Source organism: Blastococcus saxobsidens DD2 (assembly GCF_000284015.1).
GTDB classification, from domain to species: Bacteria; Actinomycetota; Actinomycetes; order Mycobacteriales; family Geodermatophilaceae; genus Blastococcus; species Blastococcus saxobsidens_A.
Genome location: NC_016943.1, coordinates 2,896,008 through 2,912,693, shown reverse-complemented (window position 1 = coordinate 2,912,693; position 16,686 = coordinate 2,896,008). Strand labels below are relative to the sequence as shown.

13 protein-coding genes and 1 pseudogene are annotated in these 16,686 nt (G+C 73.9%); 12 read left to right on the top strand and 2 right to left on the bottom strand.

Annotation, left to right across the window (positions count from 1 at the left end; genetic code table 11):
• The first annotated feature begins 153 nt into the window (after positions 1 to 153).
• The 11 genes and pseudogenes from fdh to BLASA_RS13760 all read left to right on the top strand — a co-directional run bounded on the left by fdh (position 154) and on the right by BLASA_RS13760 (position 11,611).
• Positions 154 to 3,447 (top strand): annotated as a pseudogene (gene fdh, locus BLASA_RS13810) (formate dehydrogenase).
• Positions 3,444 to 4,481, top strand: coding sequence for a 4Fe-4S dicluster domain-containing protein (locus BLASA_RS13805; protein WP_014376790.1), 1,038 nt, complete (start codon positions 3,444 to 3,446; stop codon positions 4,479 to 4,481). Before fdh ends, BLASA_RS13805 begins: the two are co-directional and overlap by 4 nt.
• Positions 4,478 to 5,509: an NrfD/PsrC family molybdoenzyme membrane anchor subunit gene (nrfD, locus tag BLASA_RS13800; RefSeq protein WP_014376789.1), complete on the top strand. Its 1,032-nt coding sequence runs from the start codon at positions 4,478 to 4,480 to the stop codon at positions 5,507 to 5,509. The genes BLASA_RS13805 and nrfD overlap by 4 nt, the downstream gene beginning before the upstream one ends.
• A gap of 108 nt (positions 5,510 to 5,617) precedes the next feature.
• Complete coding sequence (locus tag BLASA_RS13795) at positions 5,618 to 6,160, top strand: hypothetical protein (RefSeq protein ID WP_014376788.1); 543 nt, start codon at positions 5,618 to 5,620, stop codon at positions 6,158 to 6,160.
• A gap of 7 nt (positions 6,161 to 6,167) precedes the next feature.
• Entirely contained in the window at positions 6,168 to 6,908 is a 741-nt protein-coding gene (locus tag BLASA_RS13790; RefSeq protein WP_014376787.1) for a dienelactone hydrolase family protein, read from the top strand.
• A gap of 68 nt (positions 6,909 to 6,976) precedes the next feature.
• Entirely contained in the window at positions 6,977 to 7,375 is a 399-nt protein-coding gene (locus BLASA_RS13785; protein ID WP_014376786.1) for an ankyrin repeat domain-containing protein, read from the top strand.
• A gap of 61 nt (positions 7,376 to 7,436) precedes the next feature.
• Positions 7,437 to 8,729 carry an AI-2E family transporter gene (locus tag BLASA_RS13780; RefSeq protein ID WP_014376785.1) on the top strand — a complete coding sequence of 431 codons (1,293 nt, stop codon included), beginning with the start codon at positions 7,437 to 7,439 and terminating at the stop codon, positions 8,727 to 8,729.
• A gap of 26 nt (positions 8,730 to 8,755) precedes the next feature.
• The gene (locus tag BLASA_RS13775) at positions 8,756 to 9,205 is read left to right on the top strand and encodes an ATP-binding protein (RefSeq protein WP_014376784.1); all 450 of its coding nucleotides are present in this window, start codon (positions 8,756 to 8,758) and stop codon (positions 9,203 to 9,205) included.
• Between the two features lie 102 nt (positions 9,206 to 9,307).
• A complete protein-coding gene (gene fabG / locus BLASA_RS13770; RefSeq protein WP_014376783.1) occupies positions 9,308 to 10,081 on the top strand; it encodes a 3-oxoacyl-ACP reductase FabG in 774 nt (257 codons plus the stop codon).
• Between the two features lie 86 nt (positions 10,082 to 10,167).
• The gene (locus BLASA_RS13765; protein ID WP_014376782.1) at positions 10,168 to 10,935 is read left to right on the top strand and encodes a crotonase/enoyl-CoA hydratase family protein; all 768 of its coding nucleotides are present in this window, start codon (positions 10,168 to 10,170) and stop codon (positions 10,933 to 10,935) included.
• A gap of 49 nt (positions 10,936 to 10,984) precedes the next feature.
• Complete coding sequence (locus tag BLASA_RS13760; protein ID WP_014376781.1) at positions 10,985 to 11,611, top strand: SGNH/GDSL hydrolase family protein; 627 nt, start codon at positions 10,985 to 10,987, stop codon at positions 11,609 to 11,611.
• 49 nt (positions 11,612 to 11,660) lie between these two features.
• Here BLASA_RS13760 and BLASA_RS13755 read toward each other — a convergent pair whose 3' ends face one another.
• Positions 11,661 to 14,522, bottom strand: coding sequence for an FAD-binding and (Fe-S)-binding domain-containing protein (locus BLASA_RS13755; protein ID WP_014376780.1), 2,862 nt, complete (start codon positions 14,520 to 14,522; stop codon positions 11,661 to 11,663).
• Positions 14,523 to 14,638: 116 nt separating this feature from the next.
• Positions 14,639 to 15,040, bottom strand: a complete 402-nt coding sequence (locus BLASA_RS13750) for a cupin domain-containing protein (protein WP_014376779.1) — start codon at positions 15,038 to 15,040, stop codon at positions 14,639 to 14,641.
• A gap of 247 nt (positions 15,041 to 15,287) precedes the next feature.
• Between BLASA_RS13750 and BLASA_RS13745 the strand changes: the two genes are divergently transcribed.
• Positions 15,288 to 16,610, top strand: a complete 1,323-nt coding sequence (locus tag BLASA_RS13745; protein WP_014376778.1) for an MFS transporter — start codon at positions 15,288 to 15,290, stop codon at positions 16,608 to 16,610.
• Positions 16,611 to 16,686 lie beyond the last annotated feature (76 nt).

Sequence of the window (16,686 nt, the reverse complement as noted above, 5' to 3'; positions counted from 1 at the left end):
CGGGACCTCGGCCATCCGGGGCGATCGCGGGTGCGGGCCCCGGAGCTCCTCGTTACGGTGGCGGCACGGTGATCGGCGAGCCGGGACGCTGGCCGGAACCGGCAGCACTCCGCTACCGATGCGCCTGTCCTGGCGCCTGGCGAGGAGAACCGCATGAAGACGTGGCTGGACGCGTGGCCGGTGGTGCGGCAGCTGACCGGTTCGGACCCGTCGGGGCGGGGGGAGGCGGTACGCAGCAAGCGGACCGACACCCTGACGCCACGGACCGCCACGGCGGATCGGGTCGTGCAGAGCATCTGCCCCTACTGCGCCGTCGGCTGCTCCCAGCGGGTGTTCGTCGAGGACGAGCAGGTCACCCAGATCGAGGGCGACCCCGACTCGCCGATCAGCCGCGGCCGGCTGTGCCCGAAGGGGGCGGCGAGCAAGAGCCTGGTGACCAGCGCGACCCGCCAGGCGAAGGTCAGGTACCGCCGTCCGCACGGCACGGAGTGGGAAGACCTCGATCTGGACACGGCGATGGACATGATCGCCGAGCGGGTGCTGAAGACCCGCCGGGAGACCTGGCAGGACGAGGTCGACGGCAAGCGGGTCAACCGGACCATGGGGATAGCGAGCCTCGGAGGGGCGACCCTCGACAACGAGGAGAACTACCTCATGAAGAAGCTCTACACGGCCCTGGGTGCCGTGCAGGTCGAGAACCAGGCGCGCATATAGCACTCCTCCACGGTCCCCGGTCTGGGGACCTCGTTCGGTCGTGGCGGCGCCACGACGTTCCAGCAGGACCTGGCCAACTCGGACTGCATCGTCATCGAGGGCTCCAACATGGCCGAGGCCCACCCGGTGGGCTTCCAGTGGGTGATGGAGGCCAAGGCGCGCGGTGCCACGGTCATCCACGTCGACCCCCGGTTCACCCGCACGAGCGCACTGGCCGACCTGCACGTGCCGCTGCGCGCGGGAAGCGACATCGCCTTCCTCGGTGGCCTGATCAACTACGTCCTGCAGCACGAACTGGAGTTCCGCGAGTACGTCGTGGCCTACACCAACGCGGCCGCGATCCTGCGGGAGGACTTCCAGGACACCGAGGACCTCGGCGGGCTGTTCTCCGGCTACGACCCGGAGAAGGGGCAGTACGACGAGACCACCTGGCAGTACGAGGGGGTCGAGGTCACCGCCGCGGCCGGCCAGCGCCAGTCGCCCAAGCCAGGGGCCTCGGGGGCCGCCGGGAACGAGCCCGGTCAGGAGGAGTCGGACGCCGAGGAGCACGATCAGGGCACCTCGGAGCAGGCCGGCAGCGGCGGCCTCCCCGTCGGCGGGAAACCCCGGCGCGACGAGACGCTGCAGCACCCGCGCTGCGTCTTCCAGGTGCTCAAGGGGCACTACGCCCGCTACACCCCGGAGATGGTGCACGAGGTGTGCGGCATCGAACCGCGGCTGTTCTTGAAGGTGGCCAAGGCCCTGACGCGCAACTCCGGCCGCGAGCGGACCAGCGCCTTCGTCTACTCCGTGGGCTGGACCCACCACACCGTGGGGGTCCAGTACATCCGGGCGGCCAGCGTCCTGCAGGCGCTGCTGGGGAACATGGGCCGGCCCGGCGGCGGCATCCTGGCGCTCCGCGGGCACGCCAGCATCCAGGGGTCCACCGACATCCCGACGCTGTACAACATCCTCCCCGGCTACATCCCGATGCCGCACGCGCAAGAGGACCGTGACCTCGACGACTTCGTCGCCGAGGCGGCCGGCACCGTCGGCTACTGGGGCAACATGAAGAAGTACGCGGTCAGCCTGCTCAAGGCATGGTGGGGGGACGCCGCGCAGCCGGACAACGACTTCTGCTTCGACTACCTGCCGCGGCTGACCGGCGACCACAGCTCGTACCAGACGATCGCCCAGCAGATCCAGGGCACCGTCCCCGGCTACTTCCTGGTCGGGGAGAACCCGGCGGTCGGGCACGCCAACGCCAAGATGGCGCGGCTCGGGCTGGCCAACCTCGAGTGGCTCGTGGTCCGCGACCTGCAGCTGATCGAGTCGGCCACCTTCTGGGAGAACGGCCCGGAGATCGAGACCGGCGAGCTGAACACCGAGGAGATCGGCACCGAGATCTTCTTCCTCCCCGCGGCGGCGCACGTGGAGAAGGACGGCTCGTTCACCAACACCCAGCGGCTGCTGCAGTGGCACTCCCAGGCGCTCCAGCCTCCCGGGGACTGCCGCAGCGACCTGTGGTTCTACTTCCACCTCGGCCGCATCATCCAGGAGAAGCTGGCCGGCTCTCCCGACCCCAGGGACCGCCCGATCCTGGACCTCACATGGGACTACCCGACGCACGGACCGGTGGACGAACCCAGCGCCCATGCCGTGCTCCGGGAGATCAGCGGCACCGGGCCGGACGGCACGGCGGTGGACGGCTACACCGCATTGAAGGACGACGGCTCGACCAGCTGCGGCTGCTGGATCTACTCCGGGGTGTTCGCCGACGAGGTGAACCAGGCCAACCGCAAGAAGCCGCACACCGAGCAGGACCTCGTCGCGGCGGAGTGGGGCTGGGCGTGGCCCATGAACCGGCGGATCCTGTACAACCGGGCCTCCGCCGACCCGGACGGCAAGCCGTGGAGCGAGCGGAAGAAGTACGTCTACTGGGACGAGGACGCCGGCAGGTGGAGCGGCCCCGACGTCCCCGACTTCCAGGCGACCAAGCGGCCGGACCACGTCCCGCCGGAGGGCGCCCAGGCGGAGGACGCGCTCGGCGGCGCCGACCCGTTCATCATGCAGGGCGACGGCAAGGCCTGGCTGTTCGTGCCGGCCGGGCTCGCCGACGGGCCGATGCCGACGCACTACGAGCCGGCCGAGTCGCCGGTGCCCAACCCGCTGTACGAGCGGCAGGCGAACCCCGCGCGCAAGGAGCTCCGCGGCGCCTGGAACCGGGCCAACCCCGCGATGAACGACGTGTTCCCGTTCGTCTTCACCACCTACCGGCTGACCGAGCACCACACCGCCGGGGGCATGAGCCGGAGCCTGGAGTACCTGGCGGAGCTGCAACCCGAGTTCTTCTGCGAGGTGAGCCCGGAGCTCGCCGAGGAGCGCGGCCTGGAGCACATGGGCTGGGCGACCCTGGTGAGCACGCGCAGCGCGATCGAGGCGCGCGTGCTGGTCACCGAGCGGATGCGACCGCTGCGGATCGCCGGCCGCGAGGTGCACCAGGTGGGCATCCCGTACCACTGGGGCCAGAACGGCATCACCACCGGGGACTCGGCCAACGAGCTGCTCGGCGTGGTGATGGACCCGAACGTGCACATCCAGGAGTCCAAGGTCGCCACCTGCGACATCCGGCCCGGTCGGCGGCCGCGCGGCCCGGCGCTGGTGGAGTTCGTGGAGGGGTACCGCCGGCGCGCGGGGGTCGAGAGCGGGCTGCTGGGACCCAACGGGCGCGCGCCCATCGAGGAGCGATCATGACCCCGATCAGTTCGGCGAGCGCCGCCCTCACGGGCCAGGATCCGGAGAACCGGCTGTTCGGCCCGGTACCCGACGTCACCGGAGACCGTGGCTACGGGGACGACCACCCGGCCCGGGTGGGCTTCTTCACCGACACCTCGGTGTGCATCGGCTGCAAGGCGTGCGAGGTGGCGTGCAAGGAGTGGAACCTGCTGCCGATGGACGACGCCCGCGGAAACGTCGACGTGCTGGGCCTGACCGGTGAGTCCTACGACAACACCGGGACACTCGGGGCGAGCAGCTGGCGGCACGTCGCGTTCATCGAGCAGAGCCGGACCGTCGACCTGCCCATGCCGACGGTGGGCAGCCCCGAGGACCTCGGCAGCGCCCGTCCGCTGGTGGACCTTCCGGTGGTGCACGACCGGGTGCCGGCGTCGGCCACGACGGCGGAGCAGAGCGCCCCGCAGCAGACGCCGTCGCAGGGCCGGGAGGTCCGGTGGCTGATGAGCTCCGACGTCTGCAAGCATTGCACCCACGCCGCGTGCCTGGACGTCTGCCCGACGGGCTCCCTGTTCCGCACCGAGTTCGGCACGGTGGTGGTCCAGGAGGACATCTGCAACGGCTGCGGCTACTGCGTGCCGGCCTGCCCGTACGGCGTCATCGACCAGCGGGAGAGCGACGGACGGGTGTTCAAGTGCACCCTGTGCTACGACCGGCTCACCGACGGGCTGCAGCCGGCGTGCGCGTCCGCGTGCCCGACCGAGTCCATCCAGTTCGGCGACCTGGACGTGTTGCAGGCCCGCGCCGACCAGCGGCTGGCCGCGCTGCAGGAGCAGGGCGTCGAGGGCGCCCGGCTCTACGGGCGCGACGAGACCGACGGGGTGGGCGGAGCCGGCGCATTCTTCCTGCTGCTCGACGAACCCGAGGTCTACGGCCTGCCGCCGGACCCGGTGGTCACCACCCGTGACCTGCCGGCGATGTGGCGAGCCGTGGCAGCCGGAGCGGCGGCGGCCGTGGGTCTGATCGCCACGGCCTTCCTGGGATGGCGGCGATGACCGCGGGCGGCGACCCGGGCGCCGGGTGGCACCGCGCGGACGGTGCGCCGGCACAGCGCCGGGAGCGGCACCGGCGACGCCGGCGGGGGGCCGGCGAGGCGCTCATGGTCGAGGAGGCGGAGTTCACCTCCTACTACGGACGGCCGGTCATCAAGCCGCCGGTGTGGAAGCAACCCGACGTCCCGCTGTACCTGTTCCTGGGCGGAACGGCGGGTTCCTCGGCCGTCCTCGGCTGCTTCGCCGAGATGACCGGCCGATCCGCCATGGCCAGGGCGGCCCACCTGACCGCGGCCGGCACGGCGTTGTCCTCGGTGGGTTTCCTCATCCACGACCTGGGGCGGCCGAGCCGTTTCCTCAACATGCTGCGGGTGTTCAAGACGACCTCGCCGCTGTCGGTGGGCTCCTGGATCCTCGCCCCGTTCGGCGCGCTGACGACCGTGACCGCGGGCGCCCACCTGCTGGGCCGGTTCCCCCTGGTCCGCGCGGTCTCGTCGGCCGGTGCCGCCGCACTCGGCGGACCCATGATGACCTACACCGCGGCCCTGCTGGCCAACACCGCGGTGCCCGCCTGGCACGCGGCGCACCGGGAACTCCCGTTCGTCTTCGCGGGCTCCGCCCTGGCTGCCGGGGGAGGGATCGCCACGGCGCTGAGCCCCGTGACGGAGGCCGGACCGGCGCGACGCACCGCCATCGCGGGGGCGGTGCTCGACCTGGCCACCATGCACCGCATCGAGCACGAGCACGGCATCGTCAGCGAGCCGTACCGCGACGGCAAGGCGGGGAAGCTGCTGCGGGCGGCCCGTGCCTGCACGGCGACGGGCGCGGGTCTGGCGCTGGCCGCCGGCCGGCGGCGGGTGCTCGGTGTGGCCAGCGGGACACTGCTGGCCGCAGGGGCGGTGCTGACCCGGTTCGGGGTCTACGAGGCCGGCATGGCCAGCGCCAGGGACCCCAGGTACACGGTGGAGCCGCAGCGAGCCCGTGCGGCCGCCGCCGCCGCGGAGGAGGCGGCCTCGGAGAGCCGCACCTGACCGGTGCCCCGGCAGGGCCGACCATCCGACGGGGATGGTCGACGAGGTGTGGACCTCTCCCGCACCGGTAACAATGCAGCCGATCCCCGATCACCACCAGGAGGTTCCGTGTCCCGATCCGGGAGTGGCGCCATTCGCAACACCGACCTGCTGGCCATCTACTGCAACGACCACCTCGCCGCCTCGGTGGGTGGCATCGAGCTGGTCAAGCGGATGGTGGGTGTTCACCGTGGCTCGTCCTACGAGGAGCCCCTGCGGAAGCTGCTGGACGAACTACGCGAGGAGAACGAGTCCGTCCAGATCCTCATGGTGGCTCTCGGGCTGCCCCGGCGGCACTACAAGCAGCTGGGGCTGTGGATCGGGGAGAAGGTGAGCCGCGTCAAGCTGAACGGGCGGCTGCTGCGCCGGTCACCGCTGAGCACCTTGGTCGAGTTCGAGTTCCTCGCCTCGGCGGTCCGCGCCAAGCGCAGCGGGTTCGAGACCCTGCGGGAGATCGCGGCGATCGACGACCGGTTGGACGTGGCGGAGATCGACCGGCTCGTCGATCAGGCCAACCGGCAGCACGACTGGCTGACACATGCCCGCCGCGACGTGGCCGGCCGTCTGTTCGGCGGCAGCCCGGAGGCCGCGGACCAGGCCGCGCGCGATTGAGGCGCCCATGTGCCACAGCCACGACAGCCGCCCGCCGGCGCCGCCTCGCAGCGGCGCGCTGGGGGAGTGCGCCACCTCCACCCTCACCGCCGCCGACGGCACGGAGTTCTCGGTGGCGACTGCGCTGCCGGCCACGGACCCGACGGCCGGCGTCGTCATCCTCCCCGACATCCGGGGGCTCCATCCCTACTACGTGGCACTGGCCGAGCGGTTCGCGCAGGCGGGCCTGGCCGCGGTGGCCATCGACTGGTTCGGGCGCACCGCCGGCGTGTGCCCGGAGGGCGTCCGTCCCGAGGGCTTCGACTGGCAGTCGCACATCCCGCGGACGACGCCCGAGGGGATCGATGCCGACGTCACCGCCGCCATCGCGCACCTGCGCGAGCGCGCCGGCGCCGGCCTGCCAGTCGTGACCGTCGGCTTCTGCTTCGGGGGCAGCCACTCCTGGCGGCTGGCCGACGGCCGGCTGGACCTCGCCGGGTTCTACGGCCGGCCGGCGTTGGTCGGCGACGCCGCCGACGCGGCACACCTCCCCACGGTGATGCTGATCGCGGGAGCGGACACCGCGACACCGGTCGACGACCAGCTGGCCCTGGCCGAGCGGATGCGCGCGGCCGGCGCCGAGGTGGACGCCGTCGTGTACGACGGGGCGCCGCACTCCTTCTTCGACCGGGCGCACGGCGAGTGGGCCGACGCCTGCATGGACGCGTGGGAGCACGTGCTGGCGCTGACCGACCGCGTCGGCCGCTGACCTCCCGCGGCCCGGCACCAGCCGCCGGCATCGGGCCGGTGCTGTGCCGGTCTCCTAGGCTGGGCGTCGTGAGCGGCCAGCCGATCGATCCCGGAGTCGTCGAACTCGCCGGGCGGGTCTTCGACCTGGCCCGTGGCGGGCACACCGAGGAGCTCGCCGCCTACATGGACGCCGGTGTGCCGGTGAACCTCACCAACGACAAGGGCGACACCCTGCTGATCCTGGCCGCCTACCACGGGCACGCCGAGACGGTGGCCGCGCTGCTGGCCCGGGGAGCGGACCACGGCCGGGCCAACGACCGCGGTCAGACCGCGCTGGCCGCCGCGGTGTTCAAGCAGTCGACCGGGACCGTGCAGGCGCTCGTGGCCGCCGGTGCCGACCCCGACGCCGGCGGACCGAGCGCCCGGGCGACGGCGCAGTTCTTCGAGCTCCCCGCAATGACGGCGCTGCTGGACGGGCGCGGCTAACGTCGGACCGGCCGCTGGTGGGCACCGACCACACGCAGGGCGCCACCGAGGGGAGGGCGGCATGTCAGCACGGCCTGAGACGCCGGACGTCGGCCCGCCGCCGCACGGGCGGCGCGAGGCCGACCGGCTGGTCGCCGAGAGCAGTGCCGACCTGACCCCGGTTCCCGTCCCTGCGGGGACCACCGGCGCGGCGCCGGTGGTTCCCCGGTGGCTGGTGCTGGTCGGTGGGGTGGCCGCCGCCACGCTGGCCATCGCCGGGCTGCGGGCCATCGCCTGGCTCGTGGCCCCGGTCCTCCTCGCCGTGGTGGTCGTCGTCGCGCTGACCCCGGTGCAGCACTGGCTGCGCCGGCTGGGCGCCCCGCGCTGGGTGGCGACGACGGTGCTGCTGCTGCTGGTCTGGACCGTCCTGCTCGCCTTCGCCGCTCTCCTCATCGTGTCCGTGGCGCAGTTCGCCGCCCTGCTCCCGGACTACGCCGGGCAGGCCCAGACCCTGATCAACGACGTCGTCGCCGATCTGAACGACGCCGGCATCGTCTCCGGGCAGCTCTCCGATCTGGTCGCCCAGCTGGACTACAGCGCGCTGGTCGGCCTGGCCACCGGGCTGCTCACCCGGCTCACCGACACGGCGAGCACGCTGGTCCTGCTGCTCACCGCGCTGGTCTTCATGGCCATCGAGTCCGGCGGGGTCCGCCACCGCATGGCCCTGGTGGGCGCGGAGCGCCCGCACCTGCCGGTGGCGATGAGCCTGTTCACCCGCGGCACCCGCAGCTACCTGCTGGTGAGCACGGTGTTCGGGGCGATCGTGGCGGTCGGCGACACCATCGCCCTCGCGTTCCTGGACGTCCCGGCCGCACCGCTGTGGGGCCTGCTGGCGTTCATCACCAACTACGTGCCCAACATCGGCTTCCTGCTGGGTGTGGCGCCGCCGGCCGTGCTGGGTCTGCTGGCCGGCGGCTGGGGCGATTTCGTCGCGGTCCTCGTCGTGTACTCGCTGCTGAACTTCGTCGTCCAGACCCTGATCCAGCCGCGGTTCGTGGGCGACTCCGTGGGCCTGTCCATGACCGTCACCTTCGTCGCCCTGCTCTTCTGGAGCTGGGTGCTGGGCGCGCTCGGCGCCCTGCTGGCCATCCCGCTGACCTTGCTCGTCAAGGCCCTGCTCGTCGACGTCGACCCGCGCGGGCACTGGCTGGACGCCCTGCTCCGGGAGGAACCGCGGGCCCCCCGCACCGTGCGGGCCCGTCGACGGATGGACGACCGGCGCGCGACGCTCGCCTCGATCCGCCGGTTCCACTCCCACCCGACCCGCCGCGGGGCGGCGGAGCCGGCCGACGAGGTGGTCGGAGGGAACGACTGACCGCAGCCAGGGGTGGCCCGGAGCTCGTGGTGCTGGTCGGCCTGCAGGGCAGTGGCAAGTCCTCGTGGGTGGGTGCGCACCTGGCCGGCACGCACGTCGTGGTCAGCAAGGACCACTGGCCCAACGCCCGGCGCCGGCAGGCCCGGCAGCAGCGCGTCGTCGCCGAGCTCCTGGCCGATGGGCGCAGCGTGGTCGTGGACAACACCAACGCCGCACCGGAGGACCGCGCCCCGCTCGTGGCCCTCGCCCGGCAGGCCGGTGTACCGGTGCGGGCGGTGTGGGTGGACACCCCGCTGGAGGTCTGCCTGGAGCGCAACGCCCGCCGTGCGGGCCGGGCACGCGTGCCGCTCGCCGGGCTGTACGGCACCCGGGCCCGGCTCGTCCCGCCGTCGACGGACGAGGGCTTCACCCGCGTCGACGTCGTCCGGAGCGGCAGCGGCCCGTCCGCCGGCGGGAACGCGGCCCGGACCATGTGACGGCCGCCCGGACCCGCGGCCGTAACGTGTCGGGCGCAGCTCGCCGCGCGCCGGGGCTCCCCGCCCCGGTGACCGCCGGCATCCGAGACGAAGGGAACTCTCATGAGCGAGGCAGGCACCACGGGGGCACCCCGCGTGGCCATCGTGACCGGTGCGGCGCGCGGCATCGGCGCGGCGACCGCCCAGCGGCTGGCGCAGGACGGCTTCGCCGTCGCGGTCCTCGACCTGGACGAGGGGCAGGCGAAGGGCACCGTCGAGGCGATCGAGGCAGCCGGCGGCCGGGCGCTGGCCATCGGGGCCGACGTCAGCGACGCCGAGCAGGTCGAGGCCGCCGTCGCGCGCATCGCCAGCGAGCTGGGCGCGCCCACCGTGCTGGTCAACAACGCCGGCGTCCTGCGCGACAACATGCTGTTCAAGATGAGCGAGTCCGACTGGGACATCGTCATGAACGTGCACCTCAAGGGCGCTTTCCTGATGACCCGGGCCGCGCAGAAGCACATGATCGAGGCCACGTGGGGCCGGATCGTGAACCTGTCGAGCACCTCCGCCCTGGGCAACCGCGGGCAGGCGAACTACTCGACGGCCAAGGCCGGGCTGCAGGGCTTCACCAAGACCCTCGCCATCGAGCTGGGCAAGTTCGGCGTCACCGCCAACGCCATCGCCCCGGGCTTCATCGAGACCGAGATGACCAAGGCGACGGCCGAGCGCATGGGCATCCCGTTCGACGACTTCATCAAGGGCGCGGCGTCCATGATCCCGGTGTCCCGCACGGGCAAGCCCGAGGACATCGCGCACCTGGTGTCGTTCTTCGTCAGCGAGGGCGCCGGCTTCGTCTCCGGGCAGGTCGTCTACGCCGCCGGTGGCCCCAAGGCCTGAGGAAGGCCCGCTTCAGCAGGCCTTCCGGGGCCGGGCAGCCGCACCGGCTGCCCGGCCCCGCTTCCCTTCCCCGCCGAGGAGGCGTCATGGACGAGCGCAAGGTCCTGGTGGAGCGCCGCGGCGCCGTCCAGGTGATCACCATCAACCGGCCGTCGGCCCGCAACGCCCTCGACGCCGAGGTGGCCACGGCGGTCGCCGCCGCGGTCGACGAGCTCGACGCCGACGACCAGCTGCGGGCCGGCGTGCTCACCGGCTCCGGGGGCACCTTCTCGGCCGGGATGGACCTCAAGGCGTTCCTGCGCGGGGAGAGCCCGTCGCTGCCCGGCCGCGGGCTGTGCGGGATCACCCGCACGCCGCCACGCAAGCCGCTGATCGCCGCCGTCGAGGGCTGGGCGCTGGCCGGCGGCTTCGAGCTGGTCCTCGCCTGCGACCTGGTCGTCGCCGGCCGGACGGCGCGGTTCGGCGTCCCGGAGGTCAAGCGGTCGCTGGTGGCCGCCGGAGGTGCCGCGCTGCTCCTGCCGCAGCGCGTCCCGCGCGCCGTGGCGCTGGAGCTGCTGCTGACCGGGGAGCCGATCGGCGCGGAGCGGGCCGCCGCCGCCGGGCTGGTGAACCGGCTGGTGGACGAGGGAGACGCCGTCGACGCAGCCGTGGAGCTCGCCGGGACGATCGCCGCCAACGGCCCGCTCGCGGTGGCCGCGACCAAGCGGATCGTCCAGGAGGCGCCGGGCTGGGCACCCGAGGAGGCATGGGCACGGCACGACGAGGTGACCGCGCCGGTGTTCACGTCCGAGGACGCCCGCGAGGGCTCGACCGCGTTCGCCGAGCGGCGGGAGCCGGTCTGGCGCGGTCGCTGACGGGCCCGGGCACGGCATGGCCGGTGCCCGGTCCGGTGTTGCACCGGGCGTGGTCCGCACAGCTCTCCGCCTCGCCGTCCTCGGTGACTCGCTCGCCTTCGGCACCGGCGCCGCCCGCCTCTCCGACGCCCTCGGACCGCGGCTGGCCCGCGCGCTCTCCGACGACGGGTTCGACGTCGACCTGCACGTCCTCGCCGTCCCCGGTGCCGTCTCGGCCGACCTGGCGGCGCAGGTGCGCCGGGCACTGCCGCTGGCCGCCGACCTGGCCGTCGTGGTCGTCGGCGCCAACGACCTCGCCCGGTTCGTACCGGCGCAGCAGGCCGCCGCCGCACTGTCGGCCGCGGTGACGGCGCTCCGCGCCGCCGGCACCGACGTCGTCGTCGTCCCGGCACCGGACATGTCGATGGTGCCGTTCGTCCCCCCGGCGCTGCGGCCCCTCGTCCGCGGCGCCTGCGGAGTGCTGCAGCAGCGGCAGGCCGAGGTCGCCCTGGCCGGCGGCGCCTCGGTCGCCGCGGTGGCGGCCGAGGTGGCCCGTGCCTTCGTCACCGATCCGGCGTTCTTCTCCGGGGACCGGTTCCACCCGTCGTCGGCCGGCTACGGGCGCATCGCCGAGGCCGTGGGACCGTACGTCCTGACCGCGGCCCGCGCCCGCCGGGACGACGACGCGGCGGCCTGAGCGTCGGGCCGGTACCGCTGTGGTCCGCGACCGGCATCGTGGCAGCCGGTCAGGGCAGCCGTTCCGCCAGCAGCTCCGCGAGGTGCCGGCCCCGCCGGCCCGCCAGCTGGTCGAGCTGGGTCCGGCAGGAGAAGCCGTCGGCCAGCACCACCGCGTCGGGCGCCAGGTCGCGGACGGCGGGCAGCAGCTGCTGCTCGGCGACCGCCACGGAGACGTCGTGGTGCCCGCGCTCCACGCCCCAGTTGCCGGCCAGCCCGCAGCAGCCGCCGAGCCGCGTCACCCGGGCGCCGGCCTGCTCGAGGAGCTTGGCGTCGGCCGACCAGCCCAGCACCGAGGCGTGGTGGCAGTGCGGCTGGGCGACGATCTCCAGGCCGTCCAGCGACGGCGGCGTCCAGCCCGGGGTGGCGGCGAGCAGCTCGGCCAGGGTGCGGGTGGCGGCGGCGACCTGCTCGGCCTCCGGCCCGCCCACCAGCTCCAGCGCCTCGCTGCGCAGGACCGCGGTGCACGAGGGTTCGATGCCGACGACCGGGACGCCGGCCGCCGCGAGCGGGGCGAGGGCGCGCACGGTGCCCCCCAGGATGCCCCGGGCGGCGTCGAGCTGGCCGGTGGTGATCCAGGTCAGCCCGCAGCAGGTGTCCGCGCCGGGCACCTCCACCCGGTATCCCGCGTCGGTGAGCACCCGCGCGGCGGCGACGGCGACCTCGGGGGCGAAGTGGTCGGTGAACGAGTCGACCCACAGCGCCACTGCCTGCCCGCCCACCCCGCCCTCGCCGTGCGCCGGCCGGTCGGCCCACTGCTGGCGGAAGGTGCGGGGTGCGAACGGGGGCACCTCCCGCCGCTGGTCCATGCCCGCTCCCCACTTGGCCAGCCGCCCGCCGAGACGCGAGGTGAGCACGGCGTTGACCAGCCGCGGCGCCCGTGCGGCCAGGTCGGCCCAGAACGGCAGCCGGCCCAGCGTGTAGTGCGAGATCGGCCGCAGCCGACGCTTGTAGGACTGGTGCAGCACCTCGGCCTTGTAGGTCGCCATGTCCACGCCGGTGGGGCAGTCGCGCGAGCAGCCCTTGCAGGACAGGCAGAGGTCCAGCGCCGCGTGCACCTCCGGCGACCGCCAGTCCGTCACCGGGCCGCCCGGGGCGAGCATCTCCTGCAGCACCCGCGCCCGGCCGCGGGTCGTGTCCTTCTCCTCGCGGGTCGCCGGCCAGGACGGGCACATGACCCCGCCGGAGGACTGCAGGTCGGCCCGGCACTTGCCGACGCCGGTGCAGCGGTGCACGGCGGCGGAGAAGTCGCCGTCGTCGTGCCGGTAGGCCAGCGCCAGCCCCTTCCTGAGCGCCGGCGCGGCGGCCATCCGCACGTCCTCGTCGAGCGGAGCCGGGCGCACCAGTACCCCCGGGTTGAGCACGTCGGCCGGGTCGAACAGGCCCTTGACCCGCTCGAACAGCGACAGGGCGGCGGGGGAGTACATGTGCGGCAGCAGCTCGCTGCGTGCCCGGCCGTCACCGTGCTCCCCGGACAGCGAGCCCCCGTAGCCGGCGACCAGCCGGGCGGCGTCCTCGACGAAGGCCCGGTAGGCGCCGCGACCCCGGTCACCACCGGAACCGAACGGGAAGTCGATCCGGCCGTGCACGCAGCCGTCCCCGAAGTGCCCGTAGGGCACGCACTGCAGGCCGTGCTGGTCCAGCAGGGCGTCGAAGTCGCGCAGGTAGGCGCCGAGCCGCTCGACCGGGACGGCGGCGTCCTCCCAGCCGGCGTGCGCGGGGTGCCCGTCGCTGGTTCGGGCGGCGAGCCCCGCACCGTCCTCGCGGATCCGCCAGATGGCCGCGGCCTCCGCCGGGTCGGTGACGACGAGGGAGTCCAGGGCGCCCGCGTCGGCCAGCACCCCGCGGGCCTTGGCCACCACCTCGGCCACGGTCTCGCCGGTCAGCTCGACGACCAGCCAGCCCTCTCCGCGGGGCAGCTCGGGGACGACGGCGGCCGGCACGTCCCGCAGCCGCTGCACCATGCGCGAGTCGAGCCCCTCGACCGCCGTGGGCTCGTGGGGCAGCAGCCCCGGGGTGGCGTCGGCGGCGTCGGCCATCGTGGGGTAGCCCAGCACGACCAGGCCGCGCACCGGGGCGTCGGTGACCAGCCGCACCGTCGCGCCCAGCACCACCGCGAGCGTGCCCTCGCTGCCCACCAGCGCACGCGCGACGTCGAAGCCGCGTTCGGGCAGCAGGTGCTCCAGCGAGTAGCCGGACACCTGCCGGCCGAAGCGGCCGAACTCGGTGCGGATGGTCGCGAGCTCGGCGGCGACCAGACGGTGCAGGTCGGCGAGGACGCCGTCGCGGGGGCCGGTGCCCGGGCCGACGGTCAGGCGGGTGCCGCTCCCGGTGACCACGTCCAGCGCCACGACGTTGTCCGACGTCCGGCCGTAGCCCAGCGCCCGGGAGCCGCACGCGTTGTTGCCGATCATCCCGCCGACGGTGCAGCGGTTGTGCGTGCTCGGGTCCGGGCCGAAGCGCAACCCGTGCGGGCGGGCGGCCGTCTGCAGCGCCGCCTGCACCACCCCGGGATCCACGGTGGCCGTCCCGGCCTCCTGGTCGACGGCACGCACCCGGTCTAGGTGGCGGCTGGTGTCCAGGACGACGCCGGTGCCGACGGCGTTCCCGGCGATCGACGTCCCCGCGCCGCGGGCGGTCAGCGGGACCCCGAGGGACCGGCACACCTCGAGGGTCGCCACGATCTCGTCGGGGTGACGGGGCCGGACGACGGCCCGGGGCAGCACCCGGTACAGCGACGCGTCCGAGGAGTACAGGGCCCGGGCCAGCCCGGAGTCGTCGACGTCGCCGATGCCGGCGCGGCGGAGCTCGGCGACGACCGTGCGGCCCGCTTCCTCACGCGTGGTCGGGGAGCCGGTGGCCGGAGCGCTCATGGCGACGAGTCTGGTCCCCGGGCAGTGGGCCGGCCACACCCGGGTGGCGGTGCACGGAGACGGCGGCGGCCGGGCACCGGGGTGCCCGGCCGCCGCCGGTGGTGGGGACGAGCCGCTCAGGACGTGGGGGGCTCGTCCTTGCCCGACTCCTCGGCCTCGTCGGCCTCTTCCTTGGTCGTGTGCACCGCGCCGTCGGCGTGCTCCGGCGGGCCGTAGACGGTGTAGAGGATCAGCGGGTTCTCGCCGGTGTTGACGAAGTTGTGCTTCGTGCCGGCCGGGACGACGACGAGGTCGCCCTGCGCGACGTTCTTCTCCGAGCCGGAGACGATCGCCTTCCCGGTCCCGCTGACGAAGGTGAGGATCTGGTCGATGTCCTCGTGGGTCTCCTCGCCGATCTCCCCGCCCTTCGGGATCGTCATGATCACCAGCTGGGTGTTCGTGCCGGTCCAGAGGACCCGCCGGAAGTCGGGGCTCTTCTCTGCTTCGGTCGCGATCGTGTAGTGGATGACGGACGCCATGGACGGCGCTCCTCTCGTCTCGCGGGCAAGGGCTGCGGTCGGTCCGCCTCCACGGCGGTCCGGACCGGTGACGGCCTGCTCCTGCCCGGTCCGCACCGGGAGTAGTCGTCGGCACCCGGCGGTGTGGATCACCGGCCGGCCGGCGCCAGTCGATGCTGATCGCCCTGCCGGAGCTGGTGCGTGAGTGAACTCACCACGGCCCGGGGAAGGTCCGGGCGTCCGCCGGTGTCGTCCCCAGGTGACCTCCGTGCCCGCGACCCGGCCGTCGGCCCGCGCCTACGCGATGTGGGGCATCGGGCTGCTGGCCTACGCCGTCGCGGTGTTCCACCGCTCCTCGCTGGGTGTGGCGACGGTCGAGGCGCAGGAGCGGTTCTCCGCCGGCGCATCGGCGGTGTCGCTGTTCCTGGTGCTGCAGCTGGCCGTGTACGCCGGACTGCAGGTGCCGGTGGGTGTGGCGCTGGACGCCTGGGGCTCGCGCCGGATGATCCTGGCCGGCGCAGTGACGATGGCCGCCGGTCAGCTGGCGCTCGGCCTGGCCACCGACGTCCCCACGGCGATCGCTGCCCGGGTGCTGGTGGGCGCCGGCGACGCGATGACCTTCATCAGCGTGCTGCGGATCGTCTCCTTCTGGTTCCCGGGGGCGGCGGCCCCGCTGGTCACCCAGCTGACCGGCATCCTCGGTCAGGTCGGGTCGATCGTGGCCGCCTACCCGCTGGTCACGCTGCTGCATGCGACGTCGTGGACGGCGACGTTCGTGGGCGCCGCGGCGACCGGGGTGCTGGTGGCGCTCCTGGTGCTCCTCGCGTTGCGCGACGCACCGGAGGGCACCCCGCGGCCGCCCGCGGTCGGGCTGGCCCAGCTGCGCCGAGGGCTGGGCGAGACGTGGCGGGAGCCGGGCACCCGGATCGGCCTGTACACGCACCTGGTCACCCAGTTCTCGGGCACGGTGTTCGTGCTGCTCTGGGGCTATCCGTTCCTCGTCGTCGGGCAGGGGCTGGCCCCCGGCACGGCGGCCGGGCTGCTCACCCTCCTGGTCGTCGTCGGCATGGCTGTCGGGCCCGCCTTCGGGCGGCTGTGCGGCCGCTGGCCGCTGCGCCGGTCGGACCTCGTCTTCGGCATCCTGGCGGCGACCGCGACGGTGTGGACCGTGGTCCTCCTCTGGCCCGGGCGCGCGCCCCTGCCGCTGCTCGTGCTGCTCGTGGCGGTGCTGGGCACCAACGGGCCCGGCTCGATGATCGGCTTCGACTTCGCCCGCACGGAGAACCCGGCGGAGCGGCACGGCAGCGCCAGCGGCGTGGTGAACGTGGGCGGGTTCGTGGCCTCGTTGCTCACCATCCTGGTCGTGGGCGTCGTCCTCGACGTCCTCACCCCGGGTACCTCCGCGGACTACGACCTGGACGCCTTCCGGGCGGCGTTCGCCGCCCAGTACCTGTTCTGGGCCATCGGGCTGGGAGGCGTCCTCCGCCACCGCCGAGAGCTCCGTGGGCGGCTGGCCCGGGACGGCGTCGTGCTGGCGCCGTTGCACGCGGCCGTGCGGGCCCGGATGCGCGGCACCTCCGCCTACCGCTGAGCGGCGCGCCGGTCGCGGTTGCCCCCCGGTCCGCCACCCGGGCAGGATGCGGCCAGCGAACCGGCTGGTCGCAGAG